This is a genomic window from Allomuricauda sp. R78024 (assembly GCF_044596045.1).
GTDB lineage: Bacteria > Bacteroidota > Bacteroidia > Flavobacteriales > Flavobacteriaceae > Flagellimonas.
In genome coordinates this window covers 3,833,660-3,855,480 of record NZ_CP138995.1, presented here as the reverse complement: position 1 = coordinate 3,855,480, position 21,821 = coordinate 3,833,660, and the positions used below count along the sequence as shown (strand labels likewise).

The following is a 21,821-nucleotide window of genomic DNA, read 5'->3' as shown; positions in this document are numbered from 1 at the left end:
TGTTATTCAGGTCAAATAATTGTTAAAAACAACGATCATTTCGAATGGAGTGGGGAAATGACAAAGAAGGTGATATATGCTTCATCAAATAGACGAAATATCAGGTATTGGATTGCATTTGGATTTAGTATTACGAAAAGTGCAGGATGCTTATCTTAGAAAGTTTAAGGAATTGGGTGTTGAGCTCACAATTGAACAATGGGTAATCCTCTATCGTATTTATCAGTTAGGAGAAGATGTATCCCAATCTGATATTGTGAAGTCCAATTTTAGAAACAGAGCCACTACCTCTAGAGTCATTGGTGGTCTTGAACGAAAAGCTTGGATTACCAAGACTCGTTTTGAAGGTGATTTAAAACGATTTAAATTAGAATTAACCCCAATAGGCCAAGATATTATCGCCAAAGTTGAGCCCTATGCCCATGTTTTAAGAAAACAGGCTATAAAAGCCCTGGATAATGATGAGTTTGAAACTTTTTTAAGGGTTTTGGATAAGATTGGGGATAATTATGAGAATTTCTGATTCTTATCAGATGCTAGGGTTTTTAATTTCCAGAAAGTAATTGTAGGGGTAAGATAGCATAGAAATGGGAAAAACATGCTGTTTTAAAACGATATTAATTGGTAGAATTTTGCTTAGTACTAATTGAAAATTGTTTCAATATGAGAAAGTTAAAGTATTACCCAAATGTTTGGCAAGCTTCACCGTTTTCAATGGAAATGTTCGCGCATTTTGAGCGGGACGCGCGTCTTAGGAATCATGAAGCAGAAATAGAACAACAAAAAGTTAAAAAGGAAAGTAAATTTAAATTGGCTTTTGGCTGGTAAACAAAAACGAACAGTATCATAAGAAAAGGCACCCATTGGGTGCCTTTTCAGGTTTTAGTTTGTCTCTGACCAGTTCTGCCTAATCCAACCTTATAGATGAACAACAAATCATAAAAATCTTGGGTACTGCTGAGTTTTAGACTTTTTAAGGGTTTTGAATCAGATTGGGGAGAATTGTGAATGCAATTAATTTCATTTCATATCAATATGAAGATTGGGCAATAAAAACTCAAATAATCCTTCAGGATTTATTAATGCCCAAACCATTGGGGTGAGAAATAATATCCAAAAAAGAATTAATGCAATTTTGGGATAAGGCTTTTGCCTAAAGCTCATTTTTAAAAAAATGTAGAGAAGTAGATAATAGATAAAAAGAATTCCAGTAGCAATACCTATTAAAGCGCCAAATGACTGCAGGCTTAAAAAGAATATTGAACTTGCAAAAAGTAAAATCAATAAAATCAAAGTAATAATTCTTGGAGTCCGCATAACCTGTTCTTATAGATTATTTTCTTCTAAAAAAATCGTCGAAGAAAACCAGCTGATACTTCAAAGAATTTGCCCAGTACTCATAATTGTGGCCGCCAGGCCTTTCAATATAATCATGGGGTATATTTCTTAGGACAAGTTTTTCATGCAATCTTCTGTTGACTTCAAAAAAGAAATCGTCATAACCACAATCAATTATAATTTCCAAATTTCCATTTAGTAGATGAACCATATTCATCACGGTATTGTCCTCCCAGTTTTGTTTGTTTTCAGCATATGTTCCCAATCGTTGGGATATGTCCCAACCATTTGGGAATGGCCTGATGTCAACTCCTCCGCTCATGCTGCCTGCAGCTCCCCAGACATCTTGGTGTTTAAAAGCAAGATACAGTGCACCATGCCCGCCCATGCTTAGCCCCGTTATGGCTCGACCTTTGTTTTCAGGGATAGTGTGGTATTTTTTATCGATGGCTGATACTAATTCCTTAGAAACATAAGTCTCATATTTCATTTTAGAATCGATTGGGCTGTCAAAATACCAACTTGTACTGCCTCCATCCGGGCATACAATGATCATATTAAATTTATCTGCGTATGCTTTTACTTCTGGCACATAAGATGCCCAACCTGCATAATCTCCTCCAGCACCATGCAATAAATACAAAACAGGGAACTTCTCATTTTGATTTGCATAGCCATCAGGAGTAATAACAATATTGGGAATATTTTTGCTCATGGATTTGCTGAAGACCATGATGGTATCTATCTGTGAAGTTATGAGGTTTATGCTAAACCAATTGATCAACAGAAACGCTATGAAATATTTTGATTTTGACATGTTTGTGATTGTATTCTCTGTGAAAATATTAATGTGCCTCTAACCAATTATCGCCAACCCCGACTTCTACATCCAATGGGACTGAAAGTATGTAAGCATTTTCCATTTCAGTTTTAATTAGACTTTTTACATCTTCTAATTCTGGTTTGTACGCATCAAAGACCAATTCATCATGTACCTGAAGTAACATTTTGGTTTTGTAGTTACCTTCAGTTAATTTCTTATGGATATTGATCATGGCAATTTTAATGATGTCCGCTGCACTTCCTTGGATGGGCGCATTTACTGCATTTCGCTCTGCAGCCCCTCGCACTACGGCATTACCAGCATTGATATCTTTTAAATACCTACGCCTACCCAATACGGTTTGTACGTATCCATTGTCGCGCGCAAAATCTACTTGCTCACCCATGTAATTTCGTAGTTTGGGATAGGTTTTATAATAGGTCTCTATCAGTTCTTTGGATTCGGCACGTGTTAAGTCCGTTTGATTGCTCAACCCAAAAGCGGAAACGCCATAAATGATTCCAAAGTTGACTGTTTTAGCATTGCCCCTTTGTTCACGGGTTACTTCTTCAATAGGCACATTAAAGACCCTAGAAGCAGTAGAAGCATGAATGTCTTCCCCATTTTTAAAAGCTTCTATCATGGTGTCCTCTTCACTTAAGGCAGCAATAATTCTAAGTTCTATTTGTGAATAATCAGCTGCTAAGAGGGTATAGTTTTCATCTCTAGGAATAAAGGCCTTGCGCACTTGTCTTCCGCGTTCTGTGCGGATGGGAATGTTTTGTAGGTTAGGATTGTTACTGCTCAATCTGCCTGTAGCTGCAACAGTCTGCATGTAATCTGTGTGCACCCTACCACTATGTTGTTGTACCTCATTAGGTAGCGCATCAACATAGGTGCTTTTTAACTTAGCGAGTCCACGGTAATCCAACACATTTTGAATTATTTCATGATCTTTTGCCAAATAGGAAAGTACATCTTCTGCAGTGGAATATTGCCCTGTTTTGGTCTTTTTCGGTTTGTCCACCAATTTTAGCTTGTCAAACAAAATTTCACCTAACTGTTTTGGCGATGCTATATTAAATTCTTGACCTGCGGCTTCATAAATTTTGGCTTCCAGGTTTTTGATATCGTTGTTTAAATCCTCAGAAAGGGAGTTCAAGAAATCCTTGTTTAGATTTATTCCTTCTGTTTCCATATCGGCTAAAACACGCAGTAAAGGAACTTCGATCTCTTCAAATAGTTTTTGGGTCTTGGCTTCTACCAATTCTGGTCTAAAATGATGTGCCAATTGTAATGTAATATCAGCATCTTCTGAGGCATATTCTGTCTGTTTATCCAAAGGAACTTGCCGCATGCTCAATTGGTTTTTCCCCTTTTTACCAATAAGTTCTGTTATGGAAACTGGAGTATAGTTGAGGTACGTCTCGGCCAACACATCCATATTGTGTCGCATATCGGGATTTATCAGATAATGCGCCAGCATAGTATCGAACAATTTTCCCTTTACTTCAACACCATAGTTTTTCATCACTTTGATGTCGTATTTCAAGTTCTGGCCAATTTTTTCAATTGCCTCAGATTCAAAGAAAGGACGAAGCTGTTCCAAAATTTCTTGAGCTGCTTCTTTATCTTCAGTAATGGGGACATAAAAACCTTTTTTTGCCTCCCAACTAAAAGCAATTCCTACCAATTCAGCTTCTAATGGATTGATGGAAGTGGTTTCGGTATCAAAACAAACCGATGTCTGTTTCATTAATTTATCTACAAAAAGCTTCATTCCCAACCCAGGAGTTATGCCTTGATAAAGATGTACAACGTTGGTCACTGTATTTCTGCTGCTCTCATCTTTTATAGTGGCAGGTGCATCTACCGGGTTTCCTCCAAACAGACTAAATTGACCACTACCAGCTACCTGTGCCTGTTCTGTAGCTTTAGGAGTATTCGAAGTAGGGCTTGCCTCAACAGTTTCTTCAGAGAAAATTTTAATAAACTGGTCTTTTAATCTTCTAAATTCCAGTTCTTCAAAAATCTGCTGGACTTTGGGGCTATCAGGTTCAGACATTTTGTAGTCTTCAGCATTGAAAGTAACTTCGCAATTTAGATTGATTTCTGCCAGTTTTCTGGACAACCTGCCCAGTTCCGCATTTTCTTCCACCTTCTCCTTCATTTTGCCTTTTAGCTTATCGGTGTTGGCTAAAAGCCCTTCCATGTCTCCAAAATCAGCTATAAACTTTTTGGCAGTTTTGTCTCCAACTCCCGGAAGTCCAGGAATATTATCACTTGCATCTCCCATCATGCCCAGATAGTCAACTACCTGTTCTGGACGTTCAACACCAAATCTTTTTTGAACCTCGGGAATTCCCCAAATTTCTATGCCATTACCCATTCGAGCCGGACGATACATAAAAATATTTTCAGAGACCAACTGTCCAAAATCCTTATCTGGGGTTACCATAAAGACTTTGTAATCTTCCTTTTCCGCTTGTTTGGCCAAGGTGCCAATAATGTCATCAGCTTCAAAGCCTTTCAGCTCCACAACAGGGATGTGCATCGCCTTTAAAATGTCTTGGATAAATGGCACCGCAATACGAATGGCATCTGGTGTTTCATCACGATTGGCCTTGTAGTCTTCAAAAAGTTCAGTTCGCTCTACACTCCCTCCTTTATCAAAACAAACTGCTAAATGATCAGGCTTTTCTCGTTTTATCACATCAAAAAGAGAATTTACAAAACCCATAATGGCTGAGGTATCCATTCCTTTAGAATTGATTCTTGGGTTTTTGATCAAAGCATAATAACCTCTAAAAATTAAGGCGTAAGCATCAAGAAGAAAGAGTCTTTTTTGTTCGGACATGTTTTTTATTTGTCAGTTTAACGTTAGAAGTTGACAGATTTTAAAAGTAGAAAAAAGAGTCTAGAAATTAGTACAAAGATTCAAGAAGTCTTTTGTCTTTTATAATGAAGTGGCTATTTTTTATAAAAACTTTCTACAGGTTGATTCTCGTGACCGTCTTGGGTATATTCTCTATAAGTGAACCCAGGGTGCACACAGTAACCTCCAGTTTCACCTTGTTTGTTAATGGCCAAAAAGCCTATTTGGAAATCTTCACGACCCTCATTCTTTTTCATGATTCGCTTTACGCCTTCTTCGCATGCTTCTTGGGGGCTTTTGCCTTGGCGCATTAATTCTACAATTAAAAAGCTGCCTACAGTTCTAATGACTTCTTCGCCAACTCCAGTAGCGGTAGCACCGCCCACCTCATTGTCTACATAAAGTCCCGCACCAATAATAGGGGAGTCCCCTACGCGTCCCGCAACCTTATAGGCCATACCGCTGGTGGTACAAGCACCAGCAATATCACCATTTGAGTCAATGGCAAGCATGCCAATGGTATCATGATTTTCAATATTGATAACGGTCTCGTATTTAGATTCCTTTTTCCATTCCTCGTATTGTTTTCTGGTACTTTCCGTCAATAAATCTGTTTTCTTAAATCCTTTTTCATAAGCAAATTGCTCTGCGCCTTTTCCAGCTAGTATTATATGTGGAGTGTCTTCCATAACCTTACGGGCCACGGATATGGGGTGCGCTATGTTTTGAAGATAAACTACGGACCCACAATTACCGTCTTTATCCATAATGCAGGCATCCAGCGTTACATTTCCATCTCTATCCGGTCTGCCACCTACACCAACAGTTTCGTTGGTTACATCTGCTTCTTCCACCATAACACCTTGCTCAACGGCATCCAATGCATTTCCTCCTTTTTCAAGAACTTCCCAAGCTTTTGCTGTTGCGTTCATGAAGTTCCAAGTACAAATAGCAACAGGTTTTTTGATCGCCATTGTTACTGGAACACTTTCAGGTTTATTCTCAGTTTTGCACGATGCGAGAATAGGGGCGGACAATAAGCCGGCAGTAGTAAGGCTTGATTTTTTGAGAAACTTACGTCTTTGCATGATTTGGATGTTTATTTTTAGTCCTGATAAATATAGCAATATGCTTATAGAAGTTTGTGCCAATTCTTTGGAATCTGCCCTTAATGCTCAAGAAGCTGGAGCTGATAGAATTGAACTTTGTTCCGAACTTGGAGTGGGTGGGATTACACCATCGCATGGATTGATTCAATTGGTAAAAGAGCAACTGGATATCCCCATTCATGTCTTGATTAGGCCACGGAGTGGGCATTTCACTTATTCTGAGCAAGAATTTGAAGTAATGAAAAAGGATATTGCTTTTTGTGTTGAAATGCGGGTTGATGGTATTGTTTCGGGAGTGCTTCACTCAGACTTTAGTTTGGATATTGAAAAAACTAAACAATTGATTGCACTCTCAAAACCATTAAAATTTACGTTCCATCGTGCTTTTGATTGGGTTTCTAATCCAAGGAAGGCCTTAATACATTTAGAAGAACTTGGGGTGGATTATATTTTGACATCAGGCGGTGAAACTTCAGCAGAAAAAGGGCTGGATTTACTTTCAGAACTCAATGCTATTTCAAAACAATGCACCATTATGGCAGGTGGGGGAATAAAAATTGATAATGCAACAAAATTTAAAAATGCGAGGCTAAAAGCCATTCATCTATCCGGCATCTCCTTTGGTAATATGATTAATGTGAACAAAAGGATCTCAATGAATTCTGAGGCACATTTGAAAGAGGACCAAGTGGCTGTAACAAACATGGAGACTATTCGTCAAATTGTGCGGAGCGTTAAATAATCGTCAAATAATTATGTTCCTGAACTAAAGAAATATCTTTACAAAAAAACAGCTATGCTTCGTTGGGTCATTTTCGTTATTATCTATTTGGTTTTAGGTTTTTATTCTTTACAAGCCATAAAAACTGCCTCTAGATACCCATGGGTACATTACCTTTTTATCTTACTTTCTCTTTTTGTTATAGGAAATTTTCTATATCAGTTTACTGGCACAGATGGAGGAAGAGTTCTTAGTAGACCAAAAAGCTATGCTTTCGGATTTTTATTGGCTATGTTATCTTTTCAGATAATCACCATTATATTTCTATTTGGCGAAGATATTTTTAGGCTATTTGTTGGGGTTTACCAAAAAGTCTTTAGTACGCAAAAAGAGTTTAGTATTCCTTCTAGAAGACGCTTTTTAAGTATCATTGCCCTTGGAGTGGCCGCCTTACCTTTTGGAGCTTTGTTAATGGGAATGTACAAAGGCAAGTACAATTACAAAGTGCTTAAATATCAGTTGGAATTCGATGATCTTCCTGACGCTTTTGATGGCTATCAAATCACCCAGATTTCGGATGTGCACAGTGGTAGTTTTGATAATAGAAAGGAAGTAACTTACGGGGTTGATTTAATCAACAAACAACAGAGTGATGTGATATTGTTTACAGGTGATATGGTGAACAATAAAGCTGAAGAGATGTTGCCTTGGAGTGATTTGTTTGCTACGCTGAAAGCAAAAGATGGGGTGTATTCTGTTTTGGGAAATCACGATTATGGAGATTATGTTAGTTGGGAGTCTGAAACTTTAAAGGCACAAAATTTACAGGATTTAAAAAATCTTCAGAAAGAAATGGGCTTTGACTTGTTATTGGATTCGCATCGATATTTGGAAAAGAATGGAGCGAAGATCGCACTTTTAGGAGTGGAGAATTGGGGTCGTGGTGGATTTAAAAAAGCCGGGGATTTAGAAAAGGCGAAACAGGGTGTTTCAAAAGATGACTTCAAGATTTTAATGAGTCATGATCCTTCGCATTGGGAAGATGTAGTTATTAATGATGATTACCATTTTCATTTAACATTGAGCGGCCATACCCACGGAATGCAGTTTGGAGTGGAAATTCCTGGCTGGATAAAATGGAGTCCAGTAAAATGGCGCTATAAATATTGGGCGGGTGTTTACCAAGAGCTTGGACAGTTTATAAATGTAAACCGAGGCTTTGGTTTTATAGGTTATCCAGGACGGGTGGGGATATGGCCCGAGATTTCTGTGATTACACTTAAAAAGAAAGGTTTAACTTGATTTTAACGCAGATCTTTCCTTGCTGAGTACGCTATTAAGCTAAATTTTAACAAATTTTCTTACTTTTGGTTGGTAAACCCTAGAATCACGCATGTCAAAATTTGGTGAACTTATAGATTTAAAAGTACCAGTGTTGCTGGACTTTTATGCAGAATGGAACGATCAGTCCACTTCAATGCATCCTGTATTACGCGATGTTGCTGCTGCACTTGGCGATAAGGGAAAAGTAATTAAGATTGATGTTGACAAAAATAAAGAGCTGTCACAAGCTTTACGCATTAAAGGATTGCCAACATTGATGATTTACAAAAAAGGAGAAATGGTCTGGCGACAGAGTGGAGAACAAGATGCCAATACGCTTATTGGTATTCTGAACGAATATATTTAAAGCGAGGGTTCCCCCTCGCTTTTTTTATTGTTCCAATATTGTAGAATCTGAAACAGATTCAATGGTGTCAAGAGAAATTGAATCCTCTAAATCAGGGTCTGGAATAGGCTCCTCAAAAACGTCTTCACTGTCACCTACAAATTGAGAAAACTTATCTATATACTCATTGAAGATTATAGTTTCCGATTCTGCCAACTCTCTATCTTGATTTTCAATAAGAATGTCAATATTCCTACGATAGGCTTGCATATCAGCTAAAACATCATCAATCTTATCATACTGTTCATCAAGTGGTATTCCAGAATAATATTCTAAACGTTCTTGATATACTTTTTTCAGTTTTTCAAACAATGCCCTGGCTTTTTCGGTTTCTCCCACCTTGTAATATCCATCCACAAAGGGTTCCACAAATGCATAAAAGCCGTATTGCTCTACAGGCATGTTGGTCAAGCTCATTTCAATGATATTCTTCGCTTTATCAATCTTATTCTCCGCAATCAATGTTTCCATCAATCGAGCCAAATTACTTCTAAAAGAAAGTCCTTGTGAACGCGTTTGAGGGTCATGATAGATATCAGCACTGCCAGAATTTCCCCAGTCCCACTTCTTCACAATATCATACATTAAATCACTGTCCACACGCCCCATTTCAAAAGAGCTCTGATTTTTTGTTTTGATAGGGACCAATTTATAGACCAAACCATCCAATTGAAGATAATCTTTCATCCAAATATATTCAGCCTTATCAAAACTGCCTCCTGAAAAATAAATGGGTCTTTTCCAATCATTATTGGCAATCAAATCCAACATTAAAATCCTGTTTTTTGGCAAAGCACTTTGTGGAAGATCAATATCTATAAAATCTTCTATTAGGGCAGAGTCTTTTGCTTTTACCAAACCGGTTTCCAATACATTCTTTTTATTGACAGGGATTCTTATCTTGTTGGTGGGGTAATACACAATATCCAAATTGCTTTCTGGATAATTGTTGAGGTCTGCACCTTGTTTTTCCAATAAATACTTGAATTTAGTCTGTGGTTTATCACTTCCTATCCAATTGATAAAATCTTTGATGTTCCAACGGTTTTCTGTAACCCCTTGATAATATACCGCGTCCCTTGATCCATAGCGGTACTTGTCATGAGTTAATTGAGAGGGAATAGGTTCGCTCTCGTAGGCCTTACGCTTCATTTGGTCAATATACCAATCTGTGGCAAAAAGGCTGGTGTTAACAATGCGGACATCTGTTCTGTACTCTTCAATTTCTTGGGCATACCAAAGTGGAAAAGTATCATTGTCGCCAATGGTGAAAAGAATGGCGCCTGCATCTTCCTTGCAGGAATCTAAATATGCTTTGGCTGTAGAATTTGCTGTATAACGGCCAGAGCGATCATGATCATCCCAGTTTTGAAATGCCATCAATAGGGGTACGGCTAAAAGACATAGCCCAGTGATGAATGGCGCAGCTATTTTTGCTGACAATATTTTTCTAAACTCATCAAAAAGACCATAGACCCCAATTCCTATCCATATACAGAAAATATAAAATGAACCTACCAGAGAATAATCACGTTCTCTAGGTTGAAAGATGTATGGGTTGGTATAGAACTGAATAGCCAGTCCTGTAAATATGAAAAAGACAAAGAGCACCCAAAAGTGTTTTGGGTTTTTAGAAACCTGAAAGACAATTCCGATAATACCCAATAATAATGGCAAAAAGAAATAGGTGTTTCGCCCTTTATTATTCTCCCAATCGCTAGGTAAATTGTTTTGACTGCCTAAACGAAGACTATCTATAAATCCAATACCACTGAGCCAGTGTCCATTTTCATCGTATCTACCTTGAACATCATTTTGCCTTCCTGTAAAATTCCACATGAAGTAGCGCATATACATATACCCAAACTGGAATTCAAAAAGATAGGTTATGTTTTGTAAAAAGGTAGGTGGTTCTACTTCTATATACTCACCAAACTCCCTTAAAAAGCGAATGTATTGGTCAGAATCCAATTCGCCTTGGCCGTAGGCACTTTTAAATTGTGCTACTGCTTCTCTTAGGTCATTATTGGAAATGTATTCGGATTTTATTCGAAATTCCAATTCCCCAAAATAGCGCATGTAGTTTTCTGCATGTTGATCGCTCCAAAGTCTTGGGAGGATGCCAACATGTTTTTCGTTTGGTCCTTGAATAGCATTCTTGTAATTATTTACAATAATGTACTTGCCTAATTTTTCATCTTTCTCATACTTGGGACGGTCATCTATGTCTTCGCCAGCCGGAGCAAAAGTATCTGAAAAGTAAGCACCATAAAACGGACTCTCTACCCCAGGGTATTGTTCTCGGTTATAATATGCCAAAAGAGAACGCGCATCTGACGGGTCATTTTCATTGACCACGGTTTTTGCATTGGCTCGTATGGGTAGCATCAACCACGATGAAAAACCAAAAATTAAGAACATTAAACAGAGTACAATGGTGTTTCCAGTATAGAAATTGTTTTTTCGGGTATAACGTAAACCAAAGTAGAAGGCCGCAATAAAAACTAGGCCCATTATAATACTTCCTGAGTTGAACGGAAGCCCTATGCTGTTTATAAAGAATACCTCGCTCCAACCAAATAATTTTAATACGTAGGTCAATGAGAATTTATAGACCAGCATTAAAAGGGTAATTACTATAATATTGGCTAAAAGGAAATTCTTTACTGTAGTTGTTTTATATTTTTTGAAGTAGTACAAAAGGCCAATGGAAGGAATGGCCAAAAAGCCCATAAATTGAATCCCGAATGTAAGTCCCACTAAAAAACAAATAAGCAGTAGCCATCTGTTTCCCCTTGGATCATCCAAATTGTCAGTCCATTTTAACCCTAACCAAAGTAAAAGGGCCATAATAAAACTGGCCATGGCATACACTTCAGTCTCCACGGCGTTGAACCAAAAACTATCTGAAAAAGTAAAGGCTAAAGCCCCTACCAATCCACTTCCAAAAATAGCTATGGCCTTGCTATTGGTAATGGGTTTCTTTTTGGAAGCAAGTTTTGCCGTCATATTGGTAATGGTCCAAAAAGTAAATAGTACTGCAAAGGCACTTGAAACTACTGAAACGGCATTGACCATCAAAGCTATTTTGGAGCTGTCTCCAAAAGCAAATATTGAAAAGAACGCCCCTATCATCTGTAAAAGAGGAGCTCCTGGTGGGTGACCCACTTGGAGTTTTGCAGAGGTGGTTATGTATTCCCCCGCATCCCAGAAACTTCCGGTAGGCTCAACAGTTAGGGCATAAACAATAAATGCAACGGCAAAGGAGGCCCATCCTAAGATAGTGTCCCATTTCTTAAAGTCTTTTGCAAACATAAAGATTGGTGTTTACCAAGTTGGGGCGAATTTAGTAAATATAGTAGAGAAGATTGTTCAATTTTGGAAAAGCTTTAACAGGGAAGCAATAGTAAAAATAGCTTGGAATATCATTAAAATATTTGCCTAAACAAAAGTTTGTCTTAAATTTGCACCCTCAAATGTGGTACTGGCCTATGGTGTAATTGGTAACACAGCTGGTTTTGGTCCAGTCGTTCAAGGTTCGAGTCCTTGTAGGCCAACAAAATGACCTCCTAAATGTGATAGTTTAGGAGGTTTTTTATTTTTAATTCCCCTTAAAGTAATGGAAGTGTTTATAATAATAGTTGGGTATAGGTAACCAAGAGCTGCAATTAGTCTTCCTTGGTCTTCGATTGTTGCCAATCGTATGTATTTCCCTCTATCTGCCTCAAGAAGTAATCGTTGATTTTGGGTCATTACTTCTACATCTGCATTTGGCAAATCTAAAGAGGAAGAAGTAACAACAGGTTTAATACCTAGTCTTTCAGCATCAAGGCCTAATTTGCCTGTTAGATTGTGCGGGTAACTGTAACTTCTTTCAATTTGGCTTCAATAGTGAATAAACCCAAAGAATCAATAATTGTTGATTTCTTAGAATTTAGGTTAACAATTAATATATTGGAAACATCATTTTTAAAGCTTTTAGCTCTGCCATTTATCAGCGTTGTGTTGTCTTGATTAAATCTGGTAAATGAGGCCAAAGAGATTAATACTAGTAGTAAAAACCTTAAATGATTCTACAATATTTATATTTTAGAATTTTAAGATCAAATACTTTTTTAAAATAAGAGATAACGGCTCCGTATATGAAAAGTATCGCTAAAAAAGGCTTTAACTTTTCGGATGATACAAAAGCCAAATTTCCAAAAAAAAACCAACCCATTGTGTTAGCAACGACTTGCGATATTTTTTATATACAATGTAAGCAGCAGTTATTTTTTGCTTTCACAATATATTCATCATGCTGTTTTTTTACTCAGATTTTCAGTTAGCAAAATCCATTTCCCATTTTCATTAATTAGAACTATGGTTCCAATTCCGTTTCCTTTTGTAAGATTTTTATTGATTATTCCTTGCCAATAGAATTCAAATGCAAAAGCAGCTATAGATTCATTTTTAAGAACCCATCGTACGTTTTGTATTGAATATTCTTCGCTCTTAATCATTGAAAAATTGTTTTCAAAGGCAATTCTAACTTTTGATTTTCCCATATGAATTGCTCCATTAGAAAAAGTAACACAGGCATTATCATGAAATAGTGGGTCAACATTTTTCCAATCTTGGGTTTTTAAGGCAGCTTCATATTCTTTTATAAAATCTTCTGGTCTCATTTACTATTATGTTCGATTAAGCACTTAGCCAAAACTTTTTATTTTGTTTTATCTTTTTTGTTATAAAGCCAAATCAAAAAGATTTGGCGTACTTGGTTAAAGCCCTAAACTTTGGGTTAAGTACCCAGGCCCGTATTAATTATAGCTATTATTAGGTGCTGGTTTTATAGCTCAGACTCTTTTAAATCTTTAGCTAAACTTGCGATTTTTAATTTTTTATTTCGTTTTATATATTTTAAATCAGCTGAATTGTCAATCATTAACTGACGGTTATAATAATTTATATGTTCAAGAATTGCGAAAAAATTGGATAAGATTCCGTACAAAATCAAGTTTTCGGGAATTATTCCCCAGTCATTTTGATACAATTGAATTGCAAATATTATTGGAATCAGAGCAATTAGTATCAGATTTATTTTTTTGGAATTCCTGAAAAGATTTAAGTTTTTTTCTTGATTAAAGGGCTTTTCCATCAATCTATATAACTTTAACTTCCAATAGTGTTGACCTTGAACTAGTATTATTATACAAACTAAAACTCCATACAACAGAAAAAATATATCTATAAATAAGTTATTAAGGAATAGATAAACTAATATCGCTGGGAAAGTCACAAAAGCGTGAAATCTTTCCATAGGATAGTAACTCTTTAATCTTTTAATCAGTTTTTGTTTGCTCATATTTATTTGCGGCTTGCAGCTAACGGTCTCGGCTATGAGTAGTTGCGTGGGTTAGCATTTAACTTTGTAAGTACACACCAAGTTGGAAATTCCTACGGAATTTCCAAAGTAGGCGACAACAAGCAATTACTTATAGCCATTGTTGGCGATAGTTATATTTTTATTGTTTTGGTCTTAGTTTTTCTATAACCTCTGTGCTCACCCAATAAAGGTTTGATAGCTCCCGCTCTTCGTTATATCTACCAAAAAATAAATATTTACCATCTGGAGTGATACTTGGGCATGTTTCAGCGAAATTAGAATTTACTTCACTTCCAAGGTTAATGGCTTTTGACCATCCAGTCTCTTTCTTCTTAAAATATACATATATATCACTTTTTCTTTGGTTATCTTCCTTGTTTCTAGCATTTACCAGCAAATAATCTTGAGATGGGGAAATAAAACCGTGGAAACCTTCAGTTCCAACTTCATGTACTTCTGGATATTTGTCATTTATTTTAGGAGCATAGTAAATTTTCCGTTTAGACATATTTGTATAAAAAATATCTCCGTTTTTCGCTTCATTCGAATAAAAAACAAAATCATCATTTATGGGTGAGTCAAGTTGCTTTGCATCGCTCCAGGAATTCCCTACGCGTTTTACATACCAGGTTTTTACTGATTCTTTATGATGAGGCAATGTAAAAGCATCATGAGCGGCAAAATGAATTGTTGTACCATTAGGGTTCACAAATGGATGCATTTCTCCTATTTTTTTGCCTTTTGTAAAATTTGCTTTTTTCGGATTTGTCCATTTTTTGCCTTCAAGTTTTGAGAAATAGATACTTGGATCTTGATCTTCGTAATTAGCTCCAAAATATAATTCTTTTAAATCAGGGGAAAATGAAATACCATGTTCATATCTTCCATTTATAGAAATTATTCCGGGGGCAAAAATTTCAGGAATTAAACCTGGTGGTTTTTGTCCAAGATAGAAACTTTCTTCAGTTGAAGAATCATTCTCTTTTTTATTAGATTTCTCCGTTTTGCAAGCATTTAAAAATATTACAAATACGAATACAGATAATTTAATTATGTGATTTTTCAATATTTCGGCTTGTTTTAATTATCGCCAACGACCTGCTAAACGCAGTTCGATGATTTCTACGGGAATATAATAAAATCGATTAACTATGAAATCGGAATTAGACTTCCTATGTCTCTGATTTTATAGTTTGTCAAGAAGACCGCGCAGCGTTTGTATCTTGGAGATTTTATGTTATTGGGAGTATAAATTATCTGGCCAAATTGCTTTTAGCCGCTGTTGGCGCACCTCACGGATTTTTTTATTTTCCGAGAGCTTGGTTTTCCCTCGATGGGTAGTTAAAGATGCAAAGAACTAGACACAATGTTAGGCATAGTACTTATTCTTTCCAATTTTGAAGTCGGTCGATGTACAAATAACTTTCAACAAATTTTCTGTGCTCTGAACTGGTCATTTTTTCCAGTAAATTAAGGGCGGAAATATAGCTCGTCAAGTTTCCATTAGATGAACTGAATTTTCCATCTTCAACAAATGTTACTAAACTGTCATTTTGAACTTTTAAATTTGGGTAATCTTTTTGAAGCTGTTTTCCCCCGCCAATATAGGTGACGATTTTATGTCCGTCTGCAATTCCAGACTTGCCAATAAGCTGTGCTCCAGCACAATTGCTCACAATGTATTTAGTTTCTTCGTTTTTCTTTTTAATAAAATCTATCATTTTTTCATTGCGGACTTGTGCGTACATATCATAGCCACTAGGAACAAATAGCGCTGTTAACTTTGGACAATTTTCAAATGTATAATCAGGAACAAAACGCATGCCTTCCTCGGTTGTGATTGGTTTTTCCGTTTCCGCTATGGTGATCACATTAAAAAGTTGCTCAAAATTTTGATTAGGTTTTCCAAAAACATCTGATGTTGCGATAACCTCACCTTGTAGGACACCATTAAACATAAGAAGGCCTATTGTTGGCAATTCAGTTTTGTACGGTTTCAAGTGTTTTGTTAATGTATCAGATGGTGACTCTACTCGATTGGTATGCTCGGTTTTGAGCTTAGCTTTTGATTTCTCATTATTACAGCTAATAAAAATAGCTGCAAAAAATAGTGTTGAAATCATCAATACATTTTTCATATTCTTGTTTTTAATATTGACAAATCAATTGTAATATAATTTGAACTCGCCTTTTGTTTAAAAAGTAGGACAAAGGTACTTATGTAAAATCTGATAAAAATTAAGCTGGTTTAAGAAGATTTTTTTAACCTCATTTAAATATTCATGGGTTAAACCAAGAAAACTTGCTAAAAGATATTGTGCTCCAACGGTTGGGCTATAGTTTCGTTGCGGAATGGTTCGGCAGAACTATTCCGCCGTAAACCAAAGTTAGCAAACACGCAGGAATTTCCAAGAGGAAATTCCGCCGCAATGAACTATAGCCGTTGTTATGTGCTGGCTTTATTTTTCTTTCAGTTTTTCTTTTCCTTTAAAAACGTTACTAATTTCAAAATAGTAGACTTTCGTATCTCCGTTTTCGTCCTCGACTTCCATTCGGTCGCAAATTCCGCCATCTATACTTTGAGTTTTTAATTCAACTCCGAGCATATCTAAAATAAAATACTCTTCAGATATTTGGATTACAGGCCATCCATTTTCGCAAGACTTTCCGTCTCCATTATTTACTATTGACATTAAAAGTCCAAATTGAATTGTTTTATATTTTTCCGCATTTATTGAGTCTCCAACTATTTTATAAGTCTGTCTCAATATTTTATGTGCAGTCATACTCGTGTAGTCGATACTCAATATTTTTTTCGTGGTAGCAATAATACTGTCGTATTTTGATTCAGACATTTGGCGATACATTTCTTTTTTCAAAACCCTAAATTCAGAACTTTTTTCAGACGCAATTTTGAATTGATTACTTTCTATAAAGCTTTCTCTGAATGATTTAAAGTCAATGTCAGTCTCTCCATTTTCGAGCATTTGTACTGTTTTACTGTAATCATCGTCAAATTCAGGAACCTTAATTTCCGATTGTCCAATTACAATCGTGAAATTGAAGAGAAGTATTATGGTTATAAACCAATGTTTAATCATAGTTCGGAATTTTTTTCAGCTTGCACATAACGGCCTCGGCTATGATTTCGTTGTGGAATCATCCGAAAGATTATTCCGCCGAAATCCAGCCGTTTGATTTATAGATTAAACATCGATTTAGCTTTTTGCCACAATGAATTATAGCCATTGTTGCCATTAGTTTTTATTCCGTCAATAAAAGAATCCAATTCGGTTTGTTCCAAGTTGTTTGTATTATCATAAATCAAATAAAAAATCAGTACAAAATTCCGAACCTCGTAAGTCAAAATTCTCAAATTTGAAGATATTGTTTCAGTTCTATTTTTGGTTTTATAGTCAAATCCGTATTCGGTCGAAAGTGCTGCAGTCAGGTCGTTTTTCAATATCCTTTTGGCGTTCATTGGGACTTCGTTTGTCTTTTTCGCTAAATATGGTGTCCACATTAACTCAAACTTGTTTATGCTCCGAATGTTCAAGTTACTTCCGCCTTTCAATGCTCTGATGTCAAAAAGATAGCACGTAATTATTGGTCTTCCATTATTCTTTTTGAGTGTAAAAACAGGTGGGAAAATCCCGTTTTCAAAGCTCTCCCTGTCCTTTTTTGAAAATTCCGAGTTTTCTGGAAAAACATATTCCTTTTTAAAGTTTTCAAAAATTCCGCCGTCATCGACAGTAAATCCGTTGGGAATTGGAATTGAAATTTCGATGTCGTTCAATTCAACAGTATTTTCTAAAATCTCAACCTTCGGTTTGAATTTCAGTTCTCGGATTTTTATTTGGTCAGTTAGTTTCATTCAAATTAATAGCAACTTGTTTATATAGATGTAAAATACATCGTTATACGCCCAAATCCAATATGTAATCGATTATAAATACATTTCTTATATGCAATCTCGCTATTATTTAAAAAGGTTGATTGGATAAAGCACAGGGTAAGGAAACAAATTTAATATCTTTATTAAAGTTGCCCGTCCTTCGTTAAATTACAGACAGCCTATTGATATATAGACCTGACCATAACGGTGGTGATATCCAAAATAAAGATGTAATCAACTTATAGGCCAACAAAAAAACCTCCCAAACAAACTTGTCTAAGAGGTTTTATTTATTGACAGTGTAGGGGTTACCTAACCTCCTTAAGCATATCTTTGGCACTTTTACCAATTGCTCCTTTGGAGTCCATGGCAATAACTTTTTCCAGTAATTCAATAGTTTTATCCTTGGCACCTGCTTTAAAATAAGCATCTGCTAAGTTTTTTATGGCGCTAGGGGAATCAGGGAATAATTGTGCTACAAACGAGTATACGCCAATAGCCGGTTCAATTTGGTTATTGCTTAATAAATGATATGCGGTATTGCTCAATTCTGTTTCAAAATCAAAGAAACTATATCGCGGGTCTTTAACCATTTTTGGTACCTCTATGGCCAGTTCTTCCATTTTTCCGGCCATATATAAATCGGTGATATAACGCATGGGGTCGGGCTGAAAACCTGTTCCTGAAAAAGTCAAGGCGGCATCTAAAACAGGATCTTCATTAGACCTGTATTGCTCAAAACTCATATCAACAGCTATATTGGGCACAGTGGCATCCGCATTTTCCCATACCGGCTTATCTTGCCACCAAGCATATGATAAGTAAACGGGAATCTTACTGTTGGGCAAAGCTACAGGGCGTGCATCACCATAGAAATTTATATTTTCTGAGGTTGCTTCTCCAACAAAGGTGGCATTGGTGTAATTATCCAGTTCGTTTACCAGATTCTGACAGGCAGAAAAGGTGCGTCTACCAGTGATGACAAATAATTTTCCTTTCTGGTTGATTTTCTTGGTTTCAATAATACCAGTTACAACCGTCTTGTTTTTGTAGTTGTTTCCACCGCCATTTAAGCGAACATCCAATATCAGTTTTTCAACCTCATTGTTTTCAATAAAATCAAAAACACGAGCATAAAAAGAGGGTGTGTCTTCTTCAGGGTCATCCTGTATTTGGCTGTGCCTTACGTAGACCGTTTTTTCTTCTGGCAGATATTCAAAGAAATAGATCTTATCCAAGTTTTTCAGGTATAAAGGCGTATTGGTTTGATCTCTTGCTTCTAGCCAATTCTCATCTTGAAAAATATGACTGTACTTTCTAGGCACTCTTTCTCCCTTTGGTAGGGCATTGAACTCCTGTTCAAAGGTTTTGCCATCTTTCTCCAAGGTAAGCTTGACCGAGTTTTGTAGTGTAGTAGTAATTCCTTGTGCATGCAAAACTTCTAACATGCCCAAATAATTAATTCCAAAAGCCTTGAAATACTGTTCGTTTTCGGCATTTACAGCAGGACGTATCAATTCCAGTGCCTTATCAATTGGTGTTTTATTTATTTCCAAAACCTTGGCTCCAAGCGCTTTGGCATAGTCTTTATGAACACCTTGTAGGTAAATGCCATCGTTGTATTCGTAAAGATTAAAAGGCAGGTAATGAAACTCAAAAGGTTTTTGTCTAAGGCTAATGTCCGTATGGCCATATTTAAACAGGGAAATTATTCTGGACATTCCAACGATAATCTCATGCTCCTGTAAGTTTGGAATATTCTTATAAAGGGTTTCTACTTCGGAATTAAAAACCGCTTTAGTGGTTTTAACAAATAGAAAAGAATAGTCTTCATTTATGGTGTTTTGTAAAAATCGAAGGTCTTCTTGCCATTGGGTTGTGGTCAAATTCTCTTGAGCGGATAAGCTCAAAAAGAAGATTAAGTTTAGGGAGAGGAGTAATTTTTTCATCTTTAGTTTTTATGGTTATTAAAAATAGTACACCACAATTTTAAAAGTAAGCACTTGCAAAAAGAATTTGTTTTAACCGAAATGTAGTATTGGGTGGTTGAATTGTGTTTTTGTGATAATTCACTATTTTCCAAAGAGGTTGAGATTTTTTATAGCGAAACAGCTTGCAAAAACAGTAATAATTATTGTATATTTGCGCCACTGAACGGATAAAAGGTTATTCATGAGGGGACTTCTAGTCCCCTCTTTTATTACTAATTTTTATGTTTAAGGAAAAAGTGAAATCATTGTTGGACAAGGCCTTGGAGGAAAATACATCCTTGTTTTTGATTGATTTTTCTATAGGTGGCGATAACACTATCCGAGTGATTTTGGATGGCGATGAAGGAGTCAATCTTCAAGATTGTATGGATGTAAGTAGGGCCATTGAACACAACCTAGATCGAGAAGAACAAGATTTCTCATTGGAAGTGACATCGGCAGGAGCTACATCTCCGTTAGAATTGCCACGTCAGTATAAGAAAAATATAGGCAGGAAGTTAATGGTTAGGACTGCAGGAGAAGAGTTGGAAGGAAACCTGACCCATGCCACTGAAGATAGTATTACCTTAGAGTGGAAGGCGCGTGAGCCCAAACCAATTGGTAAAGGAAAAGTTACGGTTCAGAAAAAGCGGGATATTGCATTTTCTGATATCCATCAAGCAAAAGTTATTATAAAATTTTAATTGTAATTCAAAAATGGAAAACCTAGCGCTCATCGAATCCTTTTCGGAGTTTAAGGACGATAAGTTTATTGATAGGGTAACCCTTATGGCGATTTTGGAAGATGTATTCCGAAATGCCCTTAAAAAGAAGTTTGGTTCTGATGAAAATTTTGACATCATTATCAATCCGGATAAAGGCGATTTGGAAATTTGGAGAAACCGCATAGTGGTTGAAGATGGTGAAGTAGAGGAGCCCAATGAAGAAATTTCCTTGACAGAAGCTAGAAAAATTGAGCCCGATTTTGAGGTTGGAGAAGATGTGTCCGAAGAGGTGAAGTTGATTGACTTGGGAAGAAGAGCTATTTTGGCTTTGCGTCAAAACTTGATTTCCAAAATCCATGAACATGACAACACTACTATATACAAGCAGTTCAAGGATCTAGAAGGAGAAATTTATACTGCAGAAGTACACCATATTCGCCATAAAGCAATTATTTTGTTGGATGATGAGGGCAATGAAATCATCCTTCCAAAGGAAAAACAAATCCCATCAGATTTCTTTCGTAAGGGAGATAACGTTCGTGGTGTAATAGAAAGTGTGGAATTAAAAGGGAACAAGCCTACAATTATCATGTCAAGGACTTCACCAAGTTTCTTGGAGCAATTGTTCTTCCAAGAAATTCCAGAAGTTTTTGATGGCTTGATTACTATTAAAAAGGCGGTTAGAATTCCTGGTGAAAAAGCAAAAGTTGCTGTGGATTCTTATGATGATAGAATTGATCCAGTTGGAGCATGTGTGGGGATGAAAGGATCGCGTATTCATGGTATTGTGCGTGAATTAGGAAACGAAAATATTGATGTCATTAATTGGACAAACAATTCTCAATTAATGGTAACACGGGCATTGAGTCCAGCTAGAGTGTCATCTGTTAAATTGAATGACGAGAAAAAAACGGCCCAAGTATACCTAAAACCAGAGGAAGTTTCCAAGGCAATTGGTAGAGGAGGGCATAACATTCGTCTTGCAGGTCAACTAACTGGTTATGAGATTGATGTGTTTAGGGAAGGTGTAGAGGAAGATGTAGAATTGACTGAGTTCTCTGATGAAATAGAAGCATGGGTTATTGACGAGTTTAAGAAGATTGGATTGGACACGGCAAGAAGTGTTCTGGAACAAGATGTCAATGACTTGATAAAACGAACCGATTTAGAAGATGAAACTGTTCTTGATGTGGTCCGCATTCTCAAGGAAGAGTTTGAAGATTAAACTATATATTAGCAGCAAATTTTAGGGCTAGGAAATACAATTT

General features: G+C 36.4%; 19 protein-coding genes and 1 tRNA gene. 8 read left to right on the top strand and 12 right to left on the bottom strand.

Annotated elements, in window-relative coordinates; translation table 11 throughout:
- Window positions 1-76 precede the first annotated feature (76 nt).
- Both SJY44_RS17395 and SJY44_RS17390 read left to right on the top strand, forming a co-directional pair.
- Window positions 77-523, top strand: a complete 447-nt coding sequence (locus SJY44_RS17395) for a MarR family winged helix-turn-helix transcriptional regulator (RefSeq protein ID WP_396590666.1) — start codon at window positions 77-79, stop codon at window positions 521-523.
- A gap of 140 nt (window positions 524-663) precedes the next feature.
- Window positions 664-828, top strand: coding sequence for a hypothetical protein (locus SJY44_RS17390; protein WP_396590665.1), 165 nt, complete (start codon window positions 664-666; stop codon window positions 826-828).
- Window positions 829-1,333: 505 nt separating this feature from the next.
- Here the strand turns inward: SJY44_RS17390 and SJY44_RS17385 are convergent.
- The 3 genes from SJY44_RS17385 to SJY44_RS17375 form a co-directional block, all read right to left on the bottom strand.
- Window positions 1,334-2,155, bottom strand: coding sequence for an alpha/beta hydrolase (locus tag SJY44_RS17385; RefSeq protein WP_396590664.1), 822 nt, complete (start codon window positions 2,153-2,155; stop codon window positions 1,334-1,336).
- A gap of 28 nt (window positions 2,156-2,183) precedes the next feature.
- Window positions 2,184-5,018 carry a DNA polymerase I gene (gene polA / locus SJY44_RS17380; protein WP_396590663.1) on the bottom strand — a complete coding sequence of 945 codons (2,835 nt, stop codon included), beginning with the start codon at window positions 5,016-5,018 and terminating at the stop codon, window positions 2,184-2,186.
- Window positions 5,019-5,131: 113 nt separating this feature from the next.
- Window positions 5,132-6,124, bottom strand: a complete 993-nt coding sequence (locus SJY44_RS17375; RefSeq protein ID WP_396590662.1) for an isoaspartyl peptidase/L-asparaginase family protein — start codon at window positions 6,122-6,124, stop codon at window positions 5,132-5,134.
- Between the two features lie 40 nt (window positions 6,125-6,164).
- Here SJY44_RS17375 and SJY44_RS17370 point away from each other — a divergent pair, with 40 nt between their 5' ends.
- From SJY44_RS17370 to SJY44_RS17360, 3 genes are all read left to right on the top strand, one after another.
- The gene (locus SJY44_RS17370) at window positions 6,165-6,887 is read left to right on the top strand and encodes a copper homeostasis protein CutC (protein WP_396590661.1); all 723 of its coding nucleotides are present in this window, start codon (window positions 6,165-6,167) and stop codon (window positions 6,885-6,887) included.
- 54 nt (window positions 6,888-6,941) lie between these two features.
- Complete coding sequence (locus tag SJY44_RS17365; RefSeq protein ID WP_396590660.1) at window positions 6,942-8,168, top strand: metallophosphoesterase; 1,227 nt, start codon at window positions 6,942-6,944, stop codon at window positions 8,166-8,168.
- A gap of 91 nt (window positions 8,169-8,259) precedes the next feature.
- Window positions 8,260-8,556 (top strand): co-chaperone YbbN, encoded by a 297-nt coding sequence (locus SJY44_RS17360; protein WP_097046517.1) that lies wholly within the window; start codon window positions 8,260-8,262, stop codon window positions 8,554-8,556.
- Between the two features lie 24 nt (window positions 8,557-8,580).
- On the opposite strand, the gene SJY44_RS17355 is transcribed toward SJY44_RS17360, so the two are convergent.
- On the bottom strand, window positions 8,581-11,910 hold the full coding sequence (locus SJY44_RS17355; RefSeq protein WP_396590659.1) for a DUF2723 domain-containing protein: 3,330 nt from the start codon (window positions 11,908-11,910) through the stop codon (window positions 8,581-8,583).
- A gap of 170 nt (window positions 11,911-12,080) precedes the next feature.
- Between SJY44_RS17355 and SJY44_RS17350 the strand changes: the two genes are divergently transcribed.
- Window positions 12,081-12,152, top strand: a tRNA-Gln gene (locus tag SJY44_RS17350).
- Here the strand turns inward: SJY44_RS17350 and SJY44_RS17345 are convergent.
- The 8 genes from SJY44_RS17345 to SJY44_RS17310 all read right to left on the bottom strand — a co-directional run bounded on the left by SJY44_RS17345 (window position 12,127) and on the right by SJY44_RS17310 (window position 19,807).
- Entirely contained in the window at window positions 12,127-12,372 is a 246-nt protein-coding gene (locus SJY44_RS17345; protein ID WP_299169152.1) for a hypothetical protein, read from the bottom strand. The two genes, SJY44_RS17350 and SJY44_RS17345, sit on opposite strands and share 26 nt — an antisense overlap.
- A gap of 518 nt (window positions 12,373-12,890) precedes the next feature.
- Window positions 12,891-13,262, bottom strand: coding sequence for a nuclear transport factor 2 family protein (locus SJY44_RS17340; RefSeq protein WP_299169155.1), 372 nt, complete (start codon window positions 13,260-13,262; stop codon window positions 12,891-12,893).
- 164 nt (window positions 13,263-13,426) lie between these two features.
- Window positions 13,427-13,942: a hypothetical protein gene (locus SJY44_RS17335; RefSeq protein ID WP_298929365.1), complete on the bottom strand. Its 516-nt coding sequence runs from the start codon at window positions 13,940-13,942 to the stop codon at window positions 13,427-13,429.
- 160 nt (window positions 13,943-14,102) lie between these two features.
- Window positions 14,103-15,029 (bottom strand): hypothetical protein, encoded by a 927-nt coding sequence (locus SJY44_RS17330; RefSeq protein WP_396590658.1) that lies wholly within the window; start codon window positions 15,027-15,029, stop codon window positions 14,103-14,105.
- A gap of 316 nt (window positions 15,030-15,345) precedes the next feature.
- On the bottom strand, window positions 15,346-16,101 hold the full coding sequence (locus SJY44_RS17325) for a DJ-1/PfpI family protein (RefSeq protein ID WP_396590657.1): 756 nt from the start codon (window positions 16,099-16,101) through the stop codon (window positions 15,346-15,348).
- A 321-nt stretch (window positions 16,102-16,422) separates the two neighbouring features.
- Window positions 16,423-17,064 (bottom strand): DUF4919 domain-containing protein, encoded by a 642-nt coding sequence (locus SJY44_RS17320; protein ID WP_396590656.1) that lies wholly within the window; start codon window positions 17,062-17,064, stop codon window positions 16,423-16,425.
- 98 nt (window positions 17,065-17,162) lie between these two features.
- On the bottom strand, window positions 17,163-17,837 hold the full coding sequence (locus tag SJY44_RS17315; RefSeq protein WP_396590655.1) for a hypothetical protein: 675 nt from the start codon (window positions 17,835-17,837) through the stop codon (window positions 17,163-17,165).
- Window positions 17,838-18,166: 329 nt separating this feature from the next.
- Window positions 18,167-19,807 carry a hypothetical protein gene (locus SJY44_RS17310; RefSeq protein ID WP_396590654.1) on the bottom strand — a complete coding sequence of 547 codons (1,641 nt, stop codon included), beginning with the start codon at window positions 19,805-19,807 and terminating at the stop codon, window positions 18,167-18,169.
- Between the two features lie 263 nt (window positions 19,808-20,070).
- Between SJY44_RS17310 and rimP the strand changes: the two genes are divergently transcribed.
- Together rimP and nusA are read left to right on the top strand one after the other, a co-directional pair.
- Window positions 20,071-20,532 (top strand): ribosome assembly cofactor RimP, encoded by a 462-nt coding sequence (rimP, locus tag SJY44_RS17305; RefSeq protein WP_298929350.1) that lies wholly within the window; start codon window positions 20,071-20,073, stop codon window positions 20,530-20,532.
- Between the two features lie 13 nt (window positions 20,533-20,545).
- Window positions 20,546-21,778 (top strand): transcription termination factor NusA, encoded by a 1,233-nt coding sequence (nusA, locus tag SJY44_RS17300; RefSeq protein ID WP_298929347.1) that lies wholly within the window; start codon window positions 20,546-20,548, stop codon window positions 21,776-21,778.
- Window positions 21,779-21,821: the final 43 nt, after the last annotated feature.

Bases quoted from the DNA above. Each gene is read 5' to 3' on its own strand.
- SJY44_RS17395 (WP_396590666.1), top strand. From the start codon at position 77: ATGCTTCATCAAATAGACGAAATATCAGGTATTGGATTGCATTTGGAT.
- SJY44_RS17390 (WP_396590665.1), top strand. From the start codon at position 664: ATGAGAAAGTTAAAGTATTACCCAAATGTTTGGCAAGCTTCACCGTTT.
- SJY44_RS17385 (WP_396590664.1), bottom strand. From the start codon at position 2,155: ATGTCAAAATCAAAATATTTCATAGCGTTTCTGTTGATCAATTGGTTT.
- polA (WP_396590663.1), bottom strand. From the start codon at position 5,018: ATGTCCGAACAAAAAAGACTCTTTCTTCTTGATGCTTACGCCTTAATT.
- SJY44_RS17375 (WP_396590662.1), bottom strand. From the start codon at position 6,124: ATGCAAAGACGTAAGTTTCTCAAAAAATCAAGCCTTACTACTGCCGGC.
- SJY44_RS17370 (WP_396590661.1), top strand. From the start codon at position 6,165: ATGCTTATAGAAGTTTGTGCCAATTCTTTGGAATCTGCCCTTAATGCT.
- SJY44_RS17365 (WP_396590660.1), top strand. From the start codon at position 6,942: ATGCTTCGTTGGGTCATTTTCGTTATTATCTATTTGGTTTTAGGTTTT.
- SJY44_RS17360 (WP_097046517.1), top strand. From the start codon at position 8,260: ATGTCAAAATTTGGTGAACTTATAGATTTAAAAGTACCAGTGTTGCTG.
- SJY44_RS17355 (WP_396590659.1), bottom strand. From the start codon at position 11,910: ATGTTTGCAAAAGACTTTAAGAAATGGGACACTATCTTAGGATGGGCC.
- SJY44_RS17340 (WP_299169155.1), bottom strand. From the start codon at position 13,262: ATGAGACCAGAAGATTTTATAAAAGAATATGAAGCTGCCTTAAAAACC.
- SJY44_RS17335 (WP_298929365.1), bottom strand. From the start codon at position 13,942: ATGAGCAAACAAAAACTGATTAAAAGATTAAAGAGTTACTATCCTATG.
- SJY44_RS17325 (WP_396590657.1), bottom strand. From the start codon at position 16,101: ATGAAAAATGTATTGATGATTTCAACACTATTTTTTGCAGCTATTTTT.
- SJY44_RS17320 (WP_396590656.1), bottom strand. From the start codon at position 17,064: ATGATTAAACATTGGTTTATAACCATAATACTTCTCTTCAATTTCACG.
- SJY44_RS17315 (WP_396590655.1), bottom strand. From the start codon at position 17,837: ATGAAACTAACTGACCAAATAAAAATCCGAGAACTGAAATTCAAACCG.
- SJY44_RS17310 (WP_396590654.1), bottom strand. From the start codon at position 19,807: ATGAAAAAATTACTCCTCTCCCTAAACTTAATCTTCTTTTTGAGCTTA.
- rimP (WP_298929350.1), top strand. From the start codon at position 20,071: ATGTTTAAGGAAAAAGTGAAATCATTGTTGGACAAGGCCTTGGAGGAA.
- nusA (WP_298929347.1), top strand. From the start codon at position 20,546: ATGGAAAACCTAGCGCTCATCGAATCCTTTTCGGAGTTTAAGGACGAT.